The 20199-nt window shown below is 62.2% G+C and carries 19 protein-coding genes; 12 read left to right on the top strand and 7 right to left on the bottom strand.

The genetic code is table 11. The features are described from left to right. Positions 1-29: 29 nt before the first annotated feature. Positions 30-854: a phosphatase PAP2 family protein gene (locus BMI01S_RS01285; RefSeq protein WP_244145266.1), complete on the bottom strand. Its 825-nt coding sequence runs from the start codon at positions 852-854 to the stop codon at positions 30-32. 295 nt (positions 855-1149) lie between these two features. Between BMI01S_RS01285 and BMI01S_RS01280 the strand changes: the two genes are divergently transcribed. From BMI01S_RS01280 to copM, 9 genes are all read left to right on the top strand, one after another. Continuing rightward, on the top strand, positions 1150-1839 hold the full coding sequence (locus BMI01S_RS01280) for a response regulator transcription factor (RefSeq protein WP_028229864.1): 690 nt from the start codon (positions 1150-1152) through the stop codon (positions 1837-1839). Beyond that, positions 1829-3115, top strand: coding sequence for a sensor histidine kinase (locus tag BMI01S_RS01275; RefSeq protein WP_028229863.1), 1287 nt, complete (start codon positions 1829-1831; stop codon positions 3113-3115). Before BMI01S_RS01280 ends, BMI01S_RS01275 begins: the two co-directional genes overlap by 11 nt. A 108-nt stretch (positions 3116-3223) precedes the next feature. Then, positions 3224-4621, top strand: coding sequence for a TolC family protein (locus BMI01S_RS01270; RefSeq protein ID WP_028229862.1), 1398 nt, complete (start codon positions 3224-3226; stop codon positions 4619-4621). Beyond that, positions 4618-5685, top strand: a complete 1068-nt coding sequence (locus BMI01S_RS01265) for an efflux RND transporter periplasmic adaptor subunit (RefSeq protein ID WP_028229861.1) — start codon at positions 4618-4620, stop codon at positions 5683-5685. The genes BMI01S_RS01270 and BMI01S_RS01265 overlap by 4 nt, the downstream gene beginning before the upstream one ends. 41 nt (positions 5686-5726) lie before the next feature. Then, positions 5727-8840, top strand: coding sequence for an efflux RND transporter permease subunit (locus BMI01S_RS01260; protein ID WP_028229860.1), 3114 nt, complete (start codon positions 5727-5729; stop codon positions 8838-8840). A 46-nt stretch (positions 8841-8886) separates the two neighbouring features. Next, positions 8887-9396: a DUF2127 domain-containing protein gene (locus BMI01S_RS01255; RefSeq protein ID WP_028229859.1), complete on the top strand. Its 510-nt coding sequence runs from the start codon at positions 8887-8889 to the stop codon at positions 9394-9396. A gap of 113 nt (positions 9397-9509) precedes the next feature. Beyond that, positions 9510-10112: a phosphatase PAP2 family protein gene (locus BMI01S_RS01250; RefSeq protein ID WP_028229858.1), complete on the top strand. Its 603-nt coding sequence runs from the start codon at positions 9510-9512 to the stop codon at positions 10110-10112. A 171-nt stretch (positions 10113-10283) separates the two neighbouring features. Beyond that, positions 10284-10493, top strand: a complete 210-nt coding sequence (locus tag BMI01S_RS01245) for a heavy-metal-associated domain-containing protein (RefSeq protein WP_028229857.1) — start codon at positions 10284-10286, stop codon at positions 10491-10493. Between the two features lie 94 nt (positions 10494-10587). Continuing rightward, positions 10588-10929: a CopM family metallochaperone gene (gene copM / locus BMI01S_RS01240; protein WP_407668920.1), complete on the top strand. Its 342-nt coding sequence runs from the start codon at positions 10588-10590 to the stop codon at positions 10927-10929. A 309-nt stretch (positions 10930-11238) separates the two neighbouring features. On the opposite strand, the gene BMI01S_RS01235 is transcribed toward copM, so the two are convergent. Genes BMI01S_RS01235 through BMI01S_RS38720 form a run of 3 tightly spaced genes read right to left on the bottom strand, consistent with a single transcriptional unit; the run spans position 11239 to position 14572 of the window. Further along, on the bottom strand, positions 11239-13650 hold the full coding sequence (locus BMI01S_RS01235) for a heavy metal translocating P-type ATPase (protein ID WP_407668905.1): 2412 nt from the start codon (positions 13648-13650) through the stop codon (positions 11239-11241). Between the two features lie 21 nt (positions 13651-13671). Further along, complete coding sequence (locus tag BMI01S_RS01230; RefSeq protein WP_028229854.1) at positions 13672-14328, bottom strand: methyltransferase family protein; 657 nt, start codon at positions 14326-14328, stop codon at positions 13672-13674. Next, complete coding sequence (locus BMI01S_RS38720; RefSeq protein WP_028229853.1) at positions 14312-14572, bottom strand: DUF2933 domain-containing protein; 261 nt, start codon at positions 14570-14572, stop codon at positions 14312-14314. Before BMI01S_RS38720 ends, BMI01S_RS01230 begins: the two co-directional genes overlap by 17 nt. Positions 14573-14974: 402 nt before the next feature. Here BMI01S_RS38720 and BMI01S_RS01225 point away from each other — a divergent pair, with 402 nt between their 5' ends. Genes BMI01S_RS01225 through BMI01S_RS01215 form a run of 3 tightly spaced genes read left to right on the top strand, consistent with a single transcriptional unit; the run spans position 14975 to position 16949 of the window. Beyond that, the gene (locus tag BMI01S_RS01225; RefSeq protein WP_042287984.1) at positions 14975-15601 is read left to right on the top strand and encodes a LemA family protein; all 627 of its coding nucleotides are present in this window, start codon (positions 14975-14977) and stop codon (positions 15599-15601) included. Positions 15602-15618: 17 nt separating this feature from the next. Then, positions 15619-16449 carry a TPM domain-containing protein gene (locus tag BMI01S_RS01220; RefSeq protein ID WP_407668919.1) on the top strand — a complete coding sequence of 277 codons (831 nt, stop codon included), beginning with the start codon at positions 15619-15621 and terminating at the stop codon, positions 16447-16449. A gap of 2 nt (positions 16450-16451) precedes the next feature. Further along, entirely contained in the window at positions 16452-16949 is a 498-nt protein-coding gene (locus BMI01S_RS01215) for a TPM domain-containing protein (RefSeq protein ID WP_028229851.1), read from the top strand. Positions 16950-17011: 62 nt separating this feature from the next. On the opposite strand, the gene BMI01S_RS01210 is transcribed toward BMI01S_RS01215, so the two are convergent. The 3 genes from BMI01S_RS01210 to BMI01S_RS01200 form a co-directional block, all read right to left on the bottom strand. Beyond that, a complete protein-coding gene (locus tag BMI01S_RS01210; RefSeq protein WP_028229850.1) occupies positions 17012-17791 on the bottom strand; it encodes an alpha/beta hydrolase family protein in 780 nt (259 codons plus the stop codon). Further along, positions 17788-18936, bottom strand: coding sequence for a DUF3182 family protein (locus BMI01S_RS01205; RefSeq protein WP_028229849.1), 1149 nt, complete (start codon positions 18934-18936; stop codon positions 17788-17790). Before BMI01S_RS01205 ends, BMI01S_RS01210 begins: the two co-directional genes overlap by 4 nt. A gap of 148 nt (positions 18937-19084) precedes the next feature. Next, positions 19085-20128, bottom strand: coding sequence for a YncE family protein (locus BMI01S_RS01200; protein WP_042288087.1), 1044 nt, complete (start codon positions 20126-20128; stop codon positions 19085-19087). Positions 20129-20199: the final 71 nt, after the last annotated feature.

Below are 20199 nucleotides of genomic sequence, written 5' to 3'. Positions count from 1 at the left end.
GCCGGTTTGACCAGGCAAGCAGTGTTTCGCTACATCGCGTAGCGCACGAGATCTGCGGCGTGGTTCAGGAAGATGTGAATCGCGGCAGCCGTGAGAAACGTGACGAGCGCAACGATCCCCAGCACCGCTGAACCTCGCGTGTCGCTGTCCCTGAGATGATGGGCGACGGATAGAAACGCAATCCATGCCGTGCCGAGACTGAGGCCCGCCACAATGTCGGAAAACCAGTGAACACCGAGGTACAGGCGGGAAAAGGCTATCAGCGCTATGACCGAGCCGCTCACCACTGCGATCCTGAATTGCGCCACCCTCTGGCGACCTCGACAAACGAGATACGTAAGGAACCCATAGACCACAATGCCCAGTGTCGCGTGGCTACTGGGGAAGGAGAAGCTTTCGATGCCTTCGTAGACCGATGCCGGCCGTGCGCGCTGGACCGCGAACTTGAGTAACTTGACGGATATTTCAGCCGCCGCGATGGCAGCAACCCAGTAACCGGCCGTCCGCCATTCCCGCCGTAGCACGAGCGTAATCAGCACGACCAGGGAGACCGGAACCACGACCGCTGCATCGCCGAGTTGCGAAGCTCCCACCATTACGTAATCAAACACGGGAATGCGCAGTCCCTGCAGCCACTGATGAAGCATCCGGTCGACGGTGACCAGGGGGTCACCGCTGAGAACGTCTTCGAGAATACCGAGAAACAGCCAGACGCCTCCAAGGACCAGAAGAACGGCTGCCGCCAACCGCGCGAGGCCAATACGACGAAAGACAAATCGCCATCCCCTTTCGTTGCCGCCTCCAGCCTGGTGCTCCATACGGGAAACCCCTCGCAACAACTTATTGAAAAGCATGCTCGCGCCATTATCGGGAACCCCCGGTAATCGGTGGGGGGTTGCCGGCGCCACACGTCGGTCGCGACAGTATCATCCTGCCTGCGTGATGATAACGCCACCCGCATGCAAGCTGGATCAGGCGTCCGGGACGCACTGAAGCTATAGCAGCAACGTTACCAATCTGGGCACAAGCTTTCGCGCGCATTCGCCGGCGAGGCAGAATCGCGAATCACTGGACTTTCGAAACCGCGGCGCATGACATCTGCGGTAGCATCAACGCTCCCGCCTCCCGAGGGTGATGAACGGAATTTCCATGAAGGTACTCATTGTCGAAGACGATTCCTCGATCGCTGCGAACCTTTGCGACTATCTTGAGGCGAGCGGATATGGCGTCGATGTAGCGTCCAATGGCAACGCGGCGCTCCGGATGGCGCTCGCCGAGGCGTGGGACGCTATCCTTCTCGACCTTTCACTGCCGGGCATGGACGGGCTCACGCTCTGCCGCAGGCTGCGGGAAGAGGCTGGCCGGGACACGCCCGTGCTGATGCTGACCGCGCGGGACGCGCTCGACGACAAGCTCGCAGGTTTCGTGCACGGCGCCGACGACTATCTCGTCAAACCGTTCTCCCTGAAGGAAGTGGGCGCACGGCTTGGCGCCATGATCAAGCGCTATCGTGGCCAGGTCGCCACCATGGAGCTTCGATTTGCGGATGTGCGCCTCGACCTGTCAACGATGAGCGTCGAACGCGCCGGACGTCTGGTAAAGCTTCCTCCCAAATGCCTTCACCTGCTGCGAATTCTGATGCAGTCGCCCCGCCGCACCTTCACCCGCGCCGAGCTCGAGTCCCAAGTCTGGGGAGAGGAGCTGCCGGACAGCGACACGCTGCGCACGCACGTGTATACGTTGCGCCGGGCGCTGTGCGGGCCCGGTGAAGCGGACGTGATCGAAACGCTCCATGGCGTCGGGTACCGTCTGGTGGCGGGCGGCGATGATGCGAAATAGCCTGCGCTTCAAGGTCGCCCTGTTCTTTTCGGCGCTGACCATCGCGCTGCTGGTCGCCCAGGCGCTGGGCGTGCGGGCACTGGCCGAGGCGCAGGAAGAGAGACTGATCGCGGCGCTGATCCGCGATGACATGGCGAGCGTGCTCAAGAGCTACAAAGCCGATCCGGCGTTGTTGCCACCATTCGACGTACGTCTGAATGGCTATGTTTCAGGCGCGGACCGCGGGACCATCGTACTGCCCGAAACCGTCAGTCACCTGCCTTTCGGCACGCACGAAATCGTCATCGACGAACGGGAAATCCACGTCGCGATAGCACCCATGGGCACGGCGCGCCTGTACCGGGCCTACAACTTCAGTGTCTACGAAAGGCATTTCAAGGAAGTTATCAACGCGCTGATGGGTGGTACGGGCATCTTTGCACTCCTCACAATCTGGCTTTCTTTCGGCTTGTCGGGCCTGCTGGTGCGGCAGGTCGCGGGTCTTGCACGGCAGGTAAAGGCACTGCGGTTGGGAGGATCGGCGCCGATCCATCCGGGCAAGTACGGCGAGACGGAACTCGTCGGGCTCGTGGAGGCATTCAACGACTACAACCGGCGCATGGGCGACATGATTGCGCGGGAGAAGGAGTTCACGGGTAATGTCAGCCACGAGCTTCGCACGCCGCTCACGACCATCAAGACAAGTTGCGAACTGCTCGAGCAGGATACGGCGATCCGCGGCAAGTCGCGCGCACGTTTGCAGCAGATCGAGCGTGCAGCAGACAACATGCGCGAACTCACCAACGCGCTGCTCATGCTCGCACGGGAGGATTCGGCGCGCGAGGTCGAGCCGGTAGCAGTGGCGAACATGATCGAAACCGCGCTGACGCCATTTGCCGACCGGATGGAGGAGAAGGGACTCGAGAAAGCCATTGACGTGGACCGCGAACTTCGTGTGGTGGTCAACCGACCGGCGTTTGCGATCGTGCTATCCAACCTCATCGATAACGCCGTGCGCCACACCGGGCACGGACGCGTTCGGTTTCGCTACGCCAACGGCTGGCTGTACATCGAGGACACGGGACCGGGGATTCCGGCGCATGCGCTCCCGCATGTCTTTGACCGGTTCTATCAGGCAGGATCCGCCGACGCCCTGACCCCTGGGGTCGGAATCGGCCTGTCCATCGTCAGGAAGCTGTGTGAGCGCTACGGGTGGTCGATCGAGATTGGAAGCGAGCCCGGCAAAGGAACCTGCGTGTCGCTTCGCCTGCCGGCTGAGAACCGAGCCTCAGGCTAACTCCACACCAACCCGGTGGGTTCTTGACGAAAACTTCACAACCGGTGGCGTAGCATCCGGCCCGAAAGCTGCCCGCGTGGGCAGTACAACGTCCGACGGAACGCCAGAATGCGCCGCGCGCTATTGTTCGTCTTCATTGCCTTGGCCGGGCTGGCGGGTTGCGCGACCTATCATCCCCAGCCCATCGCCCCCGACCAGCTTGCCCGGCAATTCGAGCAGCGCTCGCTTGGGAGCGAGGAACTGCACGCCTGGATCGCGCGCGAAGCCGACCGCGATGTCTCGCCGTGGCCACCCGCAGCCTGGAACCGCGAGCTGCTTACCCTGGCGGCGTACTACTACAGCCCCGCCCTCGACCTGGCCCGTGCACAATGGGGCACGGCCAAGGCCGGCATCGATGTCGCGAACGCCATTCCCAACCCGGTTCTGCAGTTGCCATTCCAGTACAACACGCCCAATCCGGGGCCGGGCGCGCCCTTCACCTGGGGCCCGTCGCTCGACATCCCGATCGAAACTGCGCACAAGCGCGGGTATCGCGTCGATCAGGCGAGCCACCAGTCTGAAGCCGCCCGGCTGAACATCATCACCGCAGCGTGGACGGTCAGCGCGCAGGTCCGCGATGCCATGCTGGCCCTGTACGCCGCCCGTACGCGCATCGCCTTCCTGTCCGCGAAGGCGGAGGCGCAGCGGCAGATCACGGTAATGAGCCGCCGCCGTCTCGCAGTCGGCCAGTATTCGCAACCCGACTTCGATGCCGCCGTGCTTGCCGACACTCAGGCCCAGAGCGATCTGGCGGCAGCGCGAAGTGCCGAAGAGGACGCGCGTGCGCAACTGGCCGCCGCCATCGGCGTGCCGGTTGCCGCCCTCGACAGCGTGACGCTCGACCTGAGCGCCTTCGGCACGGTCCCACCTGCGCCGCCGGCGGCAGATGGGCAGCGCGCCGCAATCTTCCATCGCGCCGATCTGCGGGCCTCGCTTGCCGAATACGCCGCAGCCGAATCGGCGCTTCAGCTCGAGGTTGCGAAACAGTATCCGGACCTCCACCTGGGCCCCGGCTACACATACGACACCGGCACGAACAAGATCGCATTCGGACTGGCCGGCATCACATTGCCGATCTTCGACCAGAACCAGGGGGGCATCAGGCAGGCCGAGGCCAAACGCCAGGAAGCGGCGGTCCGCACCGGCGCGCTGCAGGACAGAATCCTCGGGGACCTTGCACACGCACTAACGCGTTACGAGTCGAGCACCGCAGCCCTGGTGATCTCCGACGCGCATCTGGCGAGCGCCCGGCGACAACTCGATAGCCAGGCGGCTGCCTTATCGACCGGCAATGCAGACCGGCTGACCTACACACAGGCGAAAGCCGACTATCAGACGAGTGAAGCCGCCCATCTCGACGCCGAAGTCGCCGTCCAGCAGGCTGCCGGCGCACTCGAAGATGCGATCCAGTCACCCCTCACCCGCGGGCCAGTGAGCCATACTCTCAGTGAAGGGGCAACACGATGAAACGCCGACTGATCCTTTTTGGCGTCCTTTCGCTCGCGCTCTGCGCGGGCGCAGGCTGGTACATCATCAACCAGATGTTCGACGACGCCGGCGCATCGACTGCCACGGCCGCGCAGTCGGCTCCGCCACCTGCCGTGCAAACGGTCAACGGCGAGACGGTCGTGGTAGTGAGCCCCGACGCACAACGCGCCGGCCACATCGAAGTCGCGCCGCTTGCGGCCGTCACGAGCCAGTCCGGCATCAGCGCCGACGCCACGGTCATCGATCTGCAGCCGCTCTTCGATCTGCGCAACCGCCTCGCGAGCGCACGCGCGGACGTCGACACGTTCACCGCGCAGTCGGCCAGCTCACGTGCGCAGTACGAAGGCAGCCGCACGCTCTTCGCCGACGACCGCAATATTTCGCAGAAGAGTCTGCTGGCCGCGCAGTCGGCGATGCAAGGCGACGCAGCAAAACTGCAGTCTGCCCGGGTCACGCTGGACGGCCTTGACGGCACGATGCGACAGCAGTTCGGCGATGCGCTCGCGCAGGCCGCAACGGCACCGGCCTCGACGCTGTTCCAGCGCCTGCAAGCGGGTCAGTCGGTCCTGTTGCGCGTCACGTTGCCTTCCAGCTTCGCCACGCCGCCCCCCATGCGCATCGCCATCGATACACCTGGCGGCGGCACGGTGCCGGCTCACAGGCTTTCCGCTTCGCCCCTCGCCGATCCCGCCGTGCAGGGAACGCCCTGGTTTTACGTCGCCGAGGCCACATTGCCGGCCAACCTGCGCACGAGTGCACGTGTGCCGACGTCAAGCGAGGCGGTATCCGGGCTGCTGATCCCGGAGCAGGCGGTGGTGTGGTACGGCGGTCAGACCTGGGCTTACGTGCGCACGGCGAACGAGCGCTTCACGCGGCGCTACGTGTCTGCCTCCAGCGAAAGCGATCACGGCTACACGGTGACGTCCGGCTTCCACCCCGGCGACCAGATCGTCACGCAGGGTGCGCAACTGCTGCTCTCCGAAGAGCTCAAGCCACGGGGCATCGCCACCGCCTGCAAGGATCCGCCCGAGTGTGACGACTGAGCCGCGCATGCCTCGCCCTGAACAACGCGACCCCAGGTCCCATGCTTAACGCGATCATCCGCTTTTCGCTGCGCTTTCGCGGCGTCATCTTCTCGCTGGCCCTCGTGTTGGCGGGTTACGGGCTCTTTTCGCTCACGCGCGCCAAGCTCGACGTCTTTCCCGAATTCGCGCCGCCGATGAGCATCGTGCAGACGCAGGCACCGGGCATGACGAGCGAGCAGGTGGAGACGCTCGTCACGCAGCCACTCGAAAACGCCCTCGGCGGCATGACCGGGCTGCAGTCGATCCGCTCGCGGTCCATGCAGGGTCTCGCCTCGGTCACGCTGGTCTTCGACGACCATGCCAACGTGATGCAGGTCCGGCAGCTCGTCACCGAGCGCATCAGCGGGCTCGCGGGCTCACTCCCGGCGGGTGTTACGGCTCCCCAGCTCCTGCCGCTCACCACGACGACAAGCGTCGTGCGCACCATTGGCCTCACGTCGAAGACGCGCTCGCTCGCGGACCTCTACGACATCGCGCAGTGGACCGTCAAGCCGCAGTTGCTGAGCACCCCGGGCGTGGCCGATGTGATCGTGTTCGGCGGTGATTCGCGCCAGATGCAGATCCAGGTCGACCCCGCAAAGCTGGCGCGCCAAGGTCTGTCGATGCAGGACGTGATTGCCGCGGCACGCCAGGCCACAGGCGTGCGCGGCGCCGGGTTCATCGAGAACAGCAATCAGCGCATCGCCGTCAATGCCGACGGCCAGATCGCAACGCCGCAAAAGCTCGCCGGTGTCGTACTGCGTTCCAGCAGCGGCGCGGCGGTTCGCCTTGCTGACGTTGCCAGTGTGACCTGGGGCCATGCACCAGCCGTCGGCGCCGCATCGATCATGGGCAAGCCCGGTGTGATGGTCGTGATGGAAAGCCAGTACGGGACCAACACGATGGCCGTGACGCGCGCCATCGAAAGGACACTGGCGGGACTTGGGCCGGCGCTCGCCCGCGAGGGCGTGGACGTGAACGCGAACGTCTTCCGGCCCGCCAACTTCATCGAGGCGTCGGTCGGGCACCTGCGCATGGCGCTCATCGTCGGCGCCTTGCTCGTCATCGCGGTGCTGTTCCTGTTCCTGCTAAACGTGCGCACCGCAGTGATCTCCGCAGTGGCGATTCCCATGTCGCTGCTGATTGCGATCATCGTGCTCACGTCGTTCGGGGTCAGCCTGAACACGATGACCCTGGGCGGGCTCGCCATCGCCCTCGGGGAAGTCGTCGACGATGCGATCATCGACGTCGAGAACATCTACCGGCGCCTGCGCGAAAACCGCACACTGGCCCAGCCGCTTCCGGCGTTTCGCGTCGTGCTGCGTGCTTCGCTCGAAGTGCGCAGCGCGGTCGTGTTCGCTACCTTCATCGTGATGCTGATTTTCCTGCCCGTGCTCACGCTAACAGGCATTGGCGGACGGCTCTTTGCCCCGCTGGGCATCGCCTATATTCTCGCCGTGCTCGCGTCGCTGGGCGTTGCCCTGACACTCACGCCTGCAATGGCGCTCGCACTGCTTGCGAAGGGGCCCTTGCCGGAGCGGGAGCCCCACCTGATCGGGCGCCTCAAGACACGGTACGTTGCGCTGCTGACGAAGGTCGAGCAGCATGTGAAGGTGGTCATGGTGATCGTCGCGGTAATGTGCGGCGCGGCGCTCGCGGCGCTGCCCTTCATGAGCGGGAGCTTCATTCCGCAACTTCGGGAAGGTCATTACACCGTTCATATGGGGCTTGTACCGGGCACCTCGCTCGCCGAATCGATGCGCATCGGCACGCAGGTATCGAAGGCGCTAGTGCAGGTGCCGGGCGTGCGTGTCGTGGCGCAGCGCGCAGGACGCGCCAATGGTGCGGTCGACCCGACAGGCGTGCAGCTCTCCGAGTTCGAGGTCGACCTCCAGCCGATGGGGGCGTCGGGCCAGAGCTGGGCCCTCTACCGGATTCACCAGGCGCTGGCGCGCTTTCCGGGGCTCTCCACTTCGATCAACACGTTTCTCGAGGAGCGCATCGACGAGACGATTTCGGGTACCACGGCGCCGGTAGTCGTGAATGTTTTCGGCAACAATCTCGACGTCATCGATCGCACGGCGCAGCAGATAGCCCAGTTGATCGGTACGATCCACGGCGCCGCCAGCGTGCGGGTGGATTCTCCGCCCGGGATTCCCGAACTGGACGTGAGACTCAATCCTGACGCACTGAGCCGCTGGGGCTTTCGCCCGGTCGAAGTTCTCGATGCGATCCAGGCGGCGTACGCTGGTGTGACCGTCTCGCAGATCTACGAGGGCAGTCGCACCTTTGACGTCGCAGTCGTGCTCGACCCGGCACAGCGCAGATCGGTCAGTGACGTCGGCAGGCTCATGGTACGCAATGCCGACGGCTTTGCCGTGCCGCTCGCCACGCTCGCGACGATCCGCCAGGTCGCAGGTCGCTACCAGATCACCCACGACGGTGGGCAGCGCGTGCAAACGGTGTCTGTCAACCTCGGCAGCCGGCCGGTCAGTGATTTCGTAAAGGAAGCGCAGGCACGGGTGAACCGCGAGATCAGGATGCCGGCGGGTACCTATGCCGTTTTCACCGGCGAGAGCGAAGCGCGTGCGCAATCGCAGCGCGACCTGCTCGCATACGGAGGGATTGCGCTGGTGGGCATCGCCCTGCTGCTGTTTCTCGCGATGAAGAACCGGCGCGCCGTGGCGCTGGTGATGATCAACCTGCCCTTCGCGCTTGTCGGTGGCGTCGTGAGCGTGGTGCTAACGGGCGCGAGCCTGTCACTTGGCAGCATGGTGGGCTTCGTGACGCTGCTCGGCATATCGCTGCGCAATTCGATCATGCTGATCAGCCATTATGAGCATCTGGTGTACGTCGACGGGCTGGCCTGGAACATGGACACTGCGGTGCGTGGCGCGTCGGAGCGCCTGGTGCCAATCCTGATGACGGCACTGGTGACCGCGCTCGCCCTGCTGCCGCTCGCCGTGACGAGCGGTGCACCGGGCAACGAAATCGAGGGGCCGATGGCGATCGTCATTCTTGGCGGTCTGATCACGTCGACCGCGCTGAACCTGGTCGTACTGCCGACGCTGGCATTGCGTTACGGGCGTTTCGCGTCCGACGAGGCGATCGAAACCGGACCCGCGGCTGCGTGAGCTGGTTCGGGCTGGTGTATGCAACGCGCAATATTGGAGAGACTTCGTGCCCGGCTTGAAGCGATTTATTGACGAAAGGAAACTCCGCCTGGCGTTCGAAGTGAGCCTGTGGTTCAAGGCCGCTTTCGCACTTTCGGAAATCGTTGCGGGTATTGCCACGTACTTCGTTTCCCAGCAGCGCTTTCTGACGCTCGTGATCTGGGTCACACGGGAGGAGTTCGCCGAAGATCCCCACGATCTCGTCGCCAATTTTCTTCTCCATTCGGTACAACATCTTTCCGTCGGCACCCAGAAGTTCGCGGCCATGTATCTGCTCGCCCACGGCGTGATCAAGCTGTGGCTGATTATCGGCCTGCTGCGGGAGAGACTCTGGTATTACCCTGTATCAATGGCCGTTTTTGGTTTGTTCATCATCTATCAGCTCTACCGGTTTTCGTTCACGCATTCGATCTGGCTGCTGCTCGTTACGGCGTTAGACGGCGTGATTCTTGCTCTCACGTGGCACGAGTACCGGTATCTACGAAACGCCCGCAAGATCGTCATCGCGCGTTCGTGACGGCGTCCGCTCAGGCGCCCCTACCCTCGCCGAAATCCGTTCACGGCTGCCGGCGCGCGAAAACATTGGATGGTTTTACTGCAAGAACTGAAGTCACATATGGAAGCCCATTTATGCAAGCCATTGAAACATTGAATCGAACCGTATTTCTGGCACTCAACGCTTCGCCTGCAACGCCGGAATGGCTAATTGCCGCGGGCGTGCTCATCGCGAACTATGCGATTCTCCTGGTTCCAGTCCTTCTCGTGAGCCTGTGGCTGGCAGGCGGGGACGAGCGGCGAGCGCTTGCCGTGCGCGCATGCCTCGTCGGCCTGCTTGCGCTGGGCATCAACCAGGTTATCGGAATCGCGTGGTACCACCCTCGCCCATTCGCAATCGGGGTCGGTCACACGTTCCTCGCGCATGCGCCAGACTCGTCATTTCCGAGCGATCACGCCACCCTGCTTTCCGCGATCTCGTTCACGCTACTCTCTGGCGGAAAGCGACGAACTGGATTGCTCGTACTGTCCGTCGATATCGCAGTCGCGTGGGCCCGCGTATTCATTGGCGTGCACTGGCCGTTTGACATGGTTGGGGCGGCGATTGTCGCCTTGCTGGCCTGCATGCTCGGCAGTGCGTTGTGGCGTTTCGGCGGCATGACCGTGACCCGCGCACTGATCACGGTTTACAGGAAAGCGCTCGCCATGACGATTGGTGAACGATGGCTTCGGCCGTAGTTGATACGCGCCATTGAAAACGCCGGTTGCCAGATCGACGCAAACATGCGCCGGCATTTTCCCGGCGATACCGGGCGATCGGCGCTATCCGCCTCACTGCAAAAACCGCTTGACCTTCCCATTGTGGAAAGCTTCATTGTTAAAGCGTTTTTCGCACTGATGGAAGGAAAGATGAAATTCGAAGTGAAGGATATGTCCTGTGGAGGCTGTGCCCGCGCGATCACGCGCGCGGTCACCGGTATAGACCCTGCGGCCAGGCTCGATGTCGATATTGCAGCCAAAATCGTGAAAATCGATTCTGTGATGCCGCCGCAGCGGCTGGCCGCAGCCATCGAAGCGGCCGGATTTCATCCAATGGTCAATTCGCCTTCGGCGGATTGACCGCCAAACCTCATTCTTTCAGAACTGGAGCTTTCGTATGCGAATTCCTTACTTCGCCCGATCGTTATTTGTGTGCGCCGGTGTCGTCACGGGGATGATTGCGCTTCCCGTAGACGCTCAGGAAAGCGATTCAATGCCCGGGATGAAGATGTCCGCACAGAATGACGCGGGAGCGAATGCGTCGACGCAAGGGTTCAAGGACGCAGACGAGAAGATGATGAAGGAGATGAGCGCGCCAGCCTACACCGGGAACGCCGACCAGGACTTTGTGGCTCACATGATTCCCCATCATCAGGGGGCAATCGACATGGCTAAGGTCGAGCTGAAATACGGTAAGGACCCGGAGCTGAAAAAGCTTGCGAAAAACATTATCAACGCCCAGCACGATGAAATCGGCTTCATGCAGCGGTGGCAGGAGAAGCACGGCGGCAAGTGATGCGAAACGGCCCGGCTCGGGGGCCGTCATCATCGCCGGGGGATTCCGTAGCCCCCGCGACGCAATGGGCACTCGGACTTCGCAATCCAATCGGGCACTGCCCCTGACGGTCTTCGCTCTTCCGTTAGCAGGGGCGGCCGTACGAACATGAAATAAAGGCCCATGAGGATGGTCGCAGCGCCGACGGCCGCGAGAAGCCACGCGCACAGAGGCCGACGCACGGTCCCGCGCTTCGTGGTCACGGTATGCAAAACCGTTGCCTCCCTGGGCAAGCAACGCTCCATCCGGGACAGACGCGACGGCCCCTCGTCAAGTCCGCGCGGTCCGTAGCCGTAGCGCGTTGCCGATGACAGAGACCGAACTCAACGCCATTGCGGCACTGGCGATAATCGGGCTGAGCACAATACCAAGCCACGGATAGAGCACACCAGCCGCGACTGGAATCCCCACCGCGTTGTAGGCAAATGCGAAGAACAGGTTCTGGCGGATGTTCTTCATCGTGGCAACGCTCAATGCACGGGCGCGCGCGATGCCGCGCAGGTCTCCCTTGACGAGAACGACGCGGGCGCTGTTCATGGCCACGTCCGTTCCAGTGCCCATCGCGATGCCAACATTTGCCTGCGCGAGCGCAGGCGCGTCGTTCACACCGTCTCCGGCCATGGCGACGACGTGTCCCTGTGCCTGAAGCTCCTGCACATGCTTGTACTTGTCTTCAGGCAGCACGCCGGCCCTGACGCCATCGAGCGCGAGCGCCTTTGCCACGGCGTTCGCGGTGACGGGATTGTCGCCGGTAAGCATGACAATGCGCACGCCGGACGCTTTCAGCAGGCGCACGGCATCCGGTGTCGTGCCTTTCACGGGGTCCGCCACGCCGATGTAGCCAGCCAGTTCGCTGTCTATCGCGACATACATGACCGTTTGCCCCGCATCGCGCAGCTCGTCGGTATTTTCTTCGATCGACGAGCAGTTGATTTTCATCTCCTCCATCAGGCGCATATTGCCCAGCGATACCACGTGCCCTTCGATTTTCCCGGTCACGCCTTTGCCGGGAACCGAGTCGAAATCTTCTACGCGATTCGTGCCCGTTCCCGCTTCCTTCGCGTGCGTGATGATGGCCTGCGCGAGAGGGTGCTCGCTCGCACCTTCGAGACTCGCGGCGTAGCCAAGCACCTGGGATCCGGAACGGCCATCGAGCGCAACGACCGTCTGCACGCGCGGTTTGCCCTCCGTGAGGGTTCCGGTCTTGTCGACCACGACGGTGTCGACCTTCTCCATCAACTCCAGGGCTTCCGCGTCCTTGATGAGCACGCCTTCGCCAGCGCCACGTCCAACCCCGACGATGATGGATACAGGTGTAGCGAGGCCGAGCGCGCACGGGCAGGCGATGATGAGCACGCTGATGGCAACGACCAGTGCGTTTGCCAGCGCGGGCGCAGGACCGGCCACGGCCCAGACGACAAAAGAAGCGGCCGCAAGGCCAATGACTGCGAGCACGAACCATCCTGAGACCTGGTCGGCGAGTTTCTGGATAGGCGCACGCGAGCGCCCAGCCTCCGCGACCATCTGCACGATCCTCGCGAGCAGCGTGTCGGAGCCAACCTTCTCCGCGCGCATCAGGAACGTTCCGGTCTGGTTGACGGTTGCGCCGGTCACCTTGCTGCCCGCGACCTTCTCGGCGGGAATCGGTTCGCCGGTAATCATTGACTCGTCGACGCTCGACCGCCCATCAACCACCACGCCATCGACGGGTATCTTCGAACCCGGCTTGACGCGAAGGGTGTCGCCGACGGTGACGTCTTCGAGCCGCACAATATCTTCCGTGCCGTCGGGCCGGACGCGAACGGCCGTGTGCGGCGCAAGCTGAAGCAGGTCACGGATGGCGCTCGACGTGCGTGAACGTGCGCGAAGTTCGAGCACCTGCCCAAGCAGCACGAGGGTCACGATTACCGCAGCAGCCTCGAAATACAGCGGCAGTTCGTTCCCGCTTCTGAACGCTTGCGGTAGCGTGCCGGGGAAGAAAAGTGCGAATACGCTGAACGCGTAGGCAGCAGCGACGCCCAGGCCGATGAGACTGAACATGTTCAGCCGCCGCGTGACAAACGACTTCCAGCCGCGTTGCAGAAACGGCCAGCCGGCCCATAACACCACGGGGGTAGCAAGCAACGCTTGAACGCACTGGGCCCATGACGCCTGCATCCAGTGGGGCAATGGCCACGGGCCGAAAAGATGTTCGAGTCCCGCGTCGATATCGAAGGGCAAAACCATTTTGCCCATCGTCATGAGAAGCAGCGGAATCGACAGCGCGAGACTCACCCAGAAACGTCGCGTCATCGATTCCAGTTCGACGTTTCGTTCTTCCGTCGCCGCAGGGGTAACCGGCTCCAGGGCCATACCGCAGATGGGGCATGCTCCCGGGGCCGAGGCACGAATTTGCGGATGCATTGGGCACGTGTAGATGACACCGGAACCTGGCTCGCGGACGCGACTGTTCTTTTTCTCCGTCGGATCAAGGTATCTATCCGGTTCAGCCTGAAATGCCCCCAGGCACTTGATGCTGCAGAAGTAATATGTCTGGTCTCGGTGGGTGAGGTGATTTGCCGAATCCGTTGTGACCTTCATTCCGCATACCGGATCAAGGGCTTCGGATACGCCTTGCGTGGCGACGGCGTGTTCGTCCACGGGCTCGACTCTGGCGTGGGCATGGGTATGCGGGTCTGACATCGTGAACGTTCCCGGAATGACTCAATGCACGTGTACCGCGTCATCCCCCGATAATCTGGGAATAAAGCGCGGCGTGCGCGCGGCGTACTCTCGCCAGGCCTCGCCGAACTGCTCTTCGGCTTCCTGCTCCTCCTGCATGGCCAGCTTCACGTACATGAAGACCAGCACCGGGAACATCACGAGCGTCACGAGCGTCGGCCACTGGAGCAGAAACCCGAACATGATGACGACAAAGGCGGCGTACTGCGGGTGTCGAATCCTGGCATAGGGTCCGCAGGTCGCCAGCTTTCCGCTGCGCTGCGCGTCATATAGCACGTGCCAGGCCTTCGCCAGCAGGTAAAAGCCACCGAAGATGAAGGCGAGGCTTAGCAGATGCGGGAGAGCGAAATGTGGATTGCCGTGCCGGCCCGTCATCATCCACCAGAGGTGCCCGGAATCATGCGAAAACAGGTCGGTTTGCGGAAATCGGGATTGGAGCCACCCCGAGAGCAGGTAAACGGTGAGCGGGAACCCGTACATCTCCGCAAACAGGGCGACGATGAACGCGGAGAATCCGCCGAACGTGCGCCAGTCCCGCTTCGTCGAAGGCTTGAAAAAGCTGAAGGCAAAAATGATGAAGACGAGGGAATTGACAACAACCAGTCCCCACAGGCCGTATCCGCTAGCGGAATGAATCATGGCCGTCTCCTGATTTCTCCCGGTCGGCACTGTCCCGGTGCGAATGTTGCCCATGGCCATGGCCGTGGTGCATGAACAGATGCATCAATGGGCATGAGAGCAGCAGCAGATAAGGGATCACACCGAGGAAGTGGGCACGATGCTCGGAAAACATCAGAAAGACCGCGATTAAACCAAAGACGGTCATCGCAATTGCCGCCCGTGACTTCCAGAAAGGGCGTGCGCCGTGTGGAACCTCGTCCATCAGAAATTCTCCGAAGTGAATTTACGTGACCAGCAGGACCCAGACACTGATATCACGCCGTGCGGCGCGCATCGCCACCAGTCATGTGCTGCCGCTGACGCAACTGCTCTGGCGCGAGCTTTTATGTCCTGCAGCCATATTGGAAATGTCTTCCTCAAGCTACCGGCTACGCGGCAGAAGATATTGATGCAAGTCAACGGCTTGACATCGAAAGGGGACAGATTGCCACCGTGTCGAGATGAGCGTCGCGTCAAATGCGAAACGGAGACGCTCATTGACCTGCATCAAAAGGGGCGGATGCCGGCCGCGTAACGTGAAGATCCTGGTCTGAGCGTGCAAGTGAGTGGCAGCTTGTCTGTGCCCTTTCGCGTCGCGCTCGTCAGCTCCTTGCGGATTGGAAAAATGGTGACACGCACGCTCAGGAATTTGCTCCTGCTGGCTATCGTTCTCGGGCTGTCTGGTTGCGGCTACAACACCATCCAGACCCAGGACGAACAGGTTACGGCAAGCTGGTCGGAAGTGCTGAATCAGTATCAACGCCGCGCAGACCTCGTGCCAAACCTCGTCAGCACGGTCAAGGGGTACGCGAATCATGAAAGAGACGTGCTCACGCGTGTGACCGAAGCTCGCGCACAGGTGGGTTCGATCAAAGCAACGCCGGAACTGCTTTCGAACCCGCAAGCCTTCGCCGAATTTGAGGCTGCACAGGGGCAGCTGACTTCGTCCCTGTCGAGGTTGCTGGTGGTCTCCGAGAACTACCCACAACTGAAAGCCGACGCGAACTTCCGGGATTTACAGGCGCAGCTCGAAGGGACGGAAAACCGCATTGCCGTCGCGAGGAATCGCTATATCCGGGCCGTTCAGGCTTACAACACAACGGTACGGTCATTCCCGTCCAACCTGACGGCAAAGGCCTTCGGTTTTCAGGAAAAACCCAGCTTCTCGGTCAGTAACGAAGCCGAGGTTTCGAAAGCGCCGCGCGTGGATTTCGGGACGCCGCCGGCGTCAGCGGGCGGGGTGTCCAATTGAACGTCGTGCGCGTGGCGATTGCACTCATCGTCGCACTCTTCTCGTTTGTCAGCGCTGAAGTTCAGGCCGATGTCGCTGTGCCTGTCTTGACGGCAAGGGTGACAGACGAGACAGGCACGCTCACGGACGAGCAAAGGGCGACCCTCGAGCAGACGCTGAAGGATTTCGAGGCCAAAAAGGGCGCACAGATTTCTGTCCTCATCGTTCCGACGACGCAGCCGGAGACTATCGAACAGTATTCGATGCGCGTCGTCGAGCAATGGAAGCTTGGCCGCAAGAATGTCGACGACGGCGTTCTGCTGATTGTCGCGAAAAACGACCGGACACTGCGTATCGAAGTTGGATATGGCCTCGAAGGCGTGCTCACCGACGCGACGAGCAACCGCATAATCGACGAAACGATTGTTCCGCGATTCAGGCAGGCGGATTTCTACGGTGGCATCTCGTCCGGCGTCGAAAGCATCATGCGTGTTGTCGACGGCGAGCCATTGCCTGCACCGCCAGAACGAAGTTCTGGCGGTTCCAGGGGGTTGCTGCCGATACTCTTCATGCTGACCGTCATCGCAGGCGGCATACTGCGCACGATAATCGGCAGGCTGCCAGGCGCAATCGTCACGGGCGGACTGATTGGGTTGCTGGCGTGGCTCCTGTCTGGCGCCTTCCTCGTTGCCGTCGCTGCGGGTGCGATTGCATTGATGTTCACGCTTCTGGGTAGCGGAATGGGCGCCTATGTTGGCGGCCGGTTCATCGGCGGTGGGTCCGGCAGATTCGGTGGCGGTTCAAATCGCGACATCTTTCGGGGCGGCGGTGGCGGATTCGGCGGCGGCGGCGCATCAGGCAGGTGGTAATCATGGACTCGAAGCGATTTTTCAGACACCTCTTCATGACCCGTTGGCACGTCAATGCAGCCTTCCCCCGCCGTTCGCTTCATGCCATCGAGAAGGCAGTGCAGAAAAGCCATCAGGCGCACATTGGCCAGGTCAGGTTCGCGGTCGAGGGGGCATTACACAGCGCTGCGCTTTTCAAAGGGGTGTCTGCCCGCGAGCGGGCAATTGATATCTTCTCCCAGCTCCGCGTCTGGGATACCGAGTACAACAATGGCGTGCTTATCTATCTTCTCCTTGCTGACAGGGATGTGGAAATCATTGCGGACCGCGGTATTCACGCGAAAGTAGATAGCAGCGAGTGGGAGGCAATCTGTCGTGCGATGGAAGCAGCATTTCGACAGGATGCGTACCAGTCCGGCGTCCTGCGAGGTATAGAGCAGGTTACCCAACTTCTCGCGAAGCATTTTCCGGCTCACTGCCCTCCCCGCGACGAGTTGCCGAGTTCGCCGGTCGTCATGTGATGCCCCGATACCGAGGACAAGTCGCATTCACGCGGTGATCGGTGCACGAATCGCTCGCGGGCTCACCAGGTCGCAGCATGCTCCGGCGCAGTCCCGCGGACCCCTGCTCGCCGGCCCGCGACCATTTCCATCAGCCAGTTCACGACAAGCGCGGTATAGGCCCGCTGGCTGGGATCGTCCGATAGCCCATGGTCGGCGCCTTCGATGATCCGGTACGTGAGCGAGTGCGCCTGCAAAAAGGCCTGCAGATAGCTGGCGATCACAGTGTGCGGCACGATCTCGTCATGCTCTGATTCGACGAGCAGCACATCTCCACCAAAGCGGGCCGCCGCGCGCAACGCGCGATTGTCCGACGATGGCACGATGCGTTTGCGATACGCGACGAGATCATGCTCGACGTGCAGCGCGCGCTTCGGCGTGTGCCATCCTTCGTCGAGGTAGAGCGCCGGTACGCGCAGACCCAGCCAACGCACGGGACGCAGTTCCGTCAGGATCGCTGCGAGATAGCCCCCGTAGCTGCTGCCGATCACAGCAACCGCATCGCGATCGACCAACGGATGGTCAACGAGCGCGTCGTAGGCGGCAAGCAGGTCCTGCAGATTGGTTTCCCGCGTCACCTTTTGCTGTTCATCGAGCGTACGTCCATGTCCCGTCAGATCGAAGGTCAGGCAGACGCAGCCGAATGCCGCCGTTTGCCGGGCGCGCTCGAGATACTGCTCCTGATTGCCGCCCCAGCCGTGCACGAAAAGAACGCCCGGCACCGTTGTCTTCGGTGCGAGCAGGGTCCCGTCGAGGTAGCCGTTCTCGACCTTGATCTGCACGCCATAACGTTCCGCTGTCATTTTCCGCTGCTCCGTTGCAAGGTATGGCGATCCACCGTGTAGTACTTCGTGATGGCGCCCGCGTGCGCATCGACGCCTCGATAGATGATGCAGGCGCCGTCGGGCACCTGTACGTCGTCTCCGTAGAGCTCACGTGTCGAGGCGCGCACCGCACATACCTGAGGGTACGCCCTGAACACGTGTAACGCGCCGAGCTCCGCGCCCGTTGCGCCGCCCACCCGCCACGACTGCTCGAGCACGCCGCAATGGCGCACGCCCTGCGCATCGATGCCCCACGCGACGTCGTAGTTGCGTCTCGATGCGAAAATGCCGGCGTAGTCGTTTTGCACGGCGGCATCGAATGCGCGCGCCTTGCTGATCGCCTCACGGATATCGCTTGTGACCTCGAGTTGCGCAAGCATGTCGAAGCCGCCATGCACGACCACCAGGTCTGTGCCGCCATATACATGGTGACCATGGTTGTTGAGCGTCAGATGCTGCACGCCATAGTAGCTCGCGACCAGATCGTCGAGCGTCACCTGGCCGACGCTCAACGTTTCAATGTCGTCCAGATGCCGTTCGACGACAATGCCTTCCGCTGCAAGCGCCTCTCCGCCGAGCGCGTCGAGTTCCGCATTCAGTTCATCCATATTGGCGACCAGTGCCTGTCCCGCTCCGCCGATCCCATAGGGCCGCTTGACCCGCACACGGCCCTGCGTCCAGAGCCTGCGCGCCGCGTTGCAGGCATCGTCGCGCGAAAACGCGGAATAGCCCGGCAACACCAGCGAAGCAATGTGTTCGCCGAATGCGCGCGACCAGCCAGGCGGCGAAGCCTGCGCGTCGTCGGGCAGCGCGTGTGCGATCAGCTTCGTCGCGACGAACGGAAACGGCACGACGCCGCCGAACAGATCGCGCACGGATCGTACCCCGAGCTTGCGCGCTTGCGTCAGCGTCAGCGTGTCCTCCGGGACCAGATAGCGATGCGCGGGATAGGCATCGCTCTCATTGAACTCGCCCGCAAGCGTCGTGCCCTTCAGTTCGGCAATCTGCCTCGCGAGCGCCCAAAGCGTATCGACCTCGTGACCGGTCCGATCCCTCGTGCGTGACCCACGATAGACGAGGACAACGGGCAGCGCTGGCTTCGCCGGCGATAAACGCGCCTTCATGTCGTCCTCCCCGCGCCGTAGTGTAATCGTCTCATCCAGGGCGTTATCGCACCGGCACGCTGTGCGAGCATCAGGAGCAGTGTGAGTACTTTCATATCCAGCCCACGTATTGACACAGAGTCAGACTGTATTTCAGCCATGGAAGACATCAGCCGGGCGCCATCACGCGCAGCACCGGGTGTCCATCAACGTTCTTCAGCGGGAAATATGAACGGTGTGTCGCGGGGTCGACAGCGACCACGTGCGCGTTCGGTCCGAGCCGCCCTTCGCCGACGCTGGCTACACGCGGGCCCTTGACACTGAAAACCGAAACCACGCCCGCTTCCCCGGCCACATAGAGCCTGCCCGGTGCCGGATCGAACGCGAGTACATCCGGGTCCTTGCCGATGTCAAACGACTGGACCACCCGCCGTGCTGCCATGTCGAACACGAGCAGCTTGTCGTTGCCCTGACAGGCAACGAACGCAAGGCTATCCCGCGAATCGATCAGCAGTCCATGGTTGTCGTCGGCTCCCTGGAGGGCAAAGCGGGCAACGATCCTGTCGACCGTCGGATCGATTTCGACGAGTTCGTTGCGTGACTGCACGTTGACGAAAATGTGATGCGATTGCGCATCGTATTGCGTGTTGCCAACCTCGCCACCAAGCGGAATCGTCGCGACACGCTGGTTGGTCCGGACATCCACGACGGTTTCCGTGCTACCGGTCTCGTCAGATACGTAGAGCTTGTGCACCTCGGGCGCGTAAGCCATCCCGTCCGGATAGTGTCCGCCAGGCATGCGCGCGACGACTTTGAATGTTGTTTCATCGATGGCCACGATCTCGTCGGTGCCCGTCGCCGAGGCATACACGCGCGATATTTCGGGAATTGCAAGTACGCCATGCACGGATGAAACGTCAGCAACCCGTGCGACCACGCGCGAACTATTCACATCAACGGCAATCACCTCTCCGTCGCCGAGGTGCGCGATGAACAGCAGATGGCGATTGGGATCGTAGCTTGCGTAGTCAAGCCGCGTGGCGCGACCCGGCAGCGGGATATCTGCGACGTGCGCTAGCGGGAGAGTGTTGACCACCTGCCCGACAGCGGGCGGAACCATATGCACCAGAACGCCCAAGGCTGTGCACAGACCGAGGAGGACGAGGTACAACAGGACCGCCGGGCGCAAACGCCACTGTTGCAAGGTTTTCATGAATTCCTCCTGCGGCGCGACTGCCACCACTACGCTCATGGCGGCTGCGATGGCGTCGCGCACGAATGGCC

The organism is Paraburkholderia mimosarum LMG 23256 = NBRC 106338 (genome assembly GCF_000739815.1).
GTDB lineage: Bacteria > Pseudomonadota > Gammaproteobacteria > Burkholderiales > Burkholderiaceae > Paraburkholderia > Paraburkholderia mimosarum.
The sequence above is the reverse complement of the archived record's forward strand: the minus strand, read 5'-3'. Positions and strand labels throughout refer to the sequence as shown.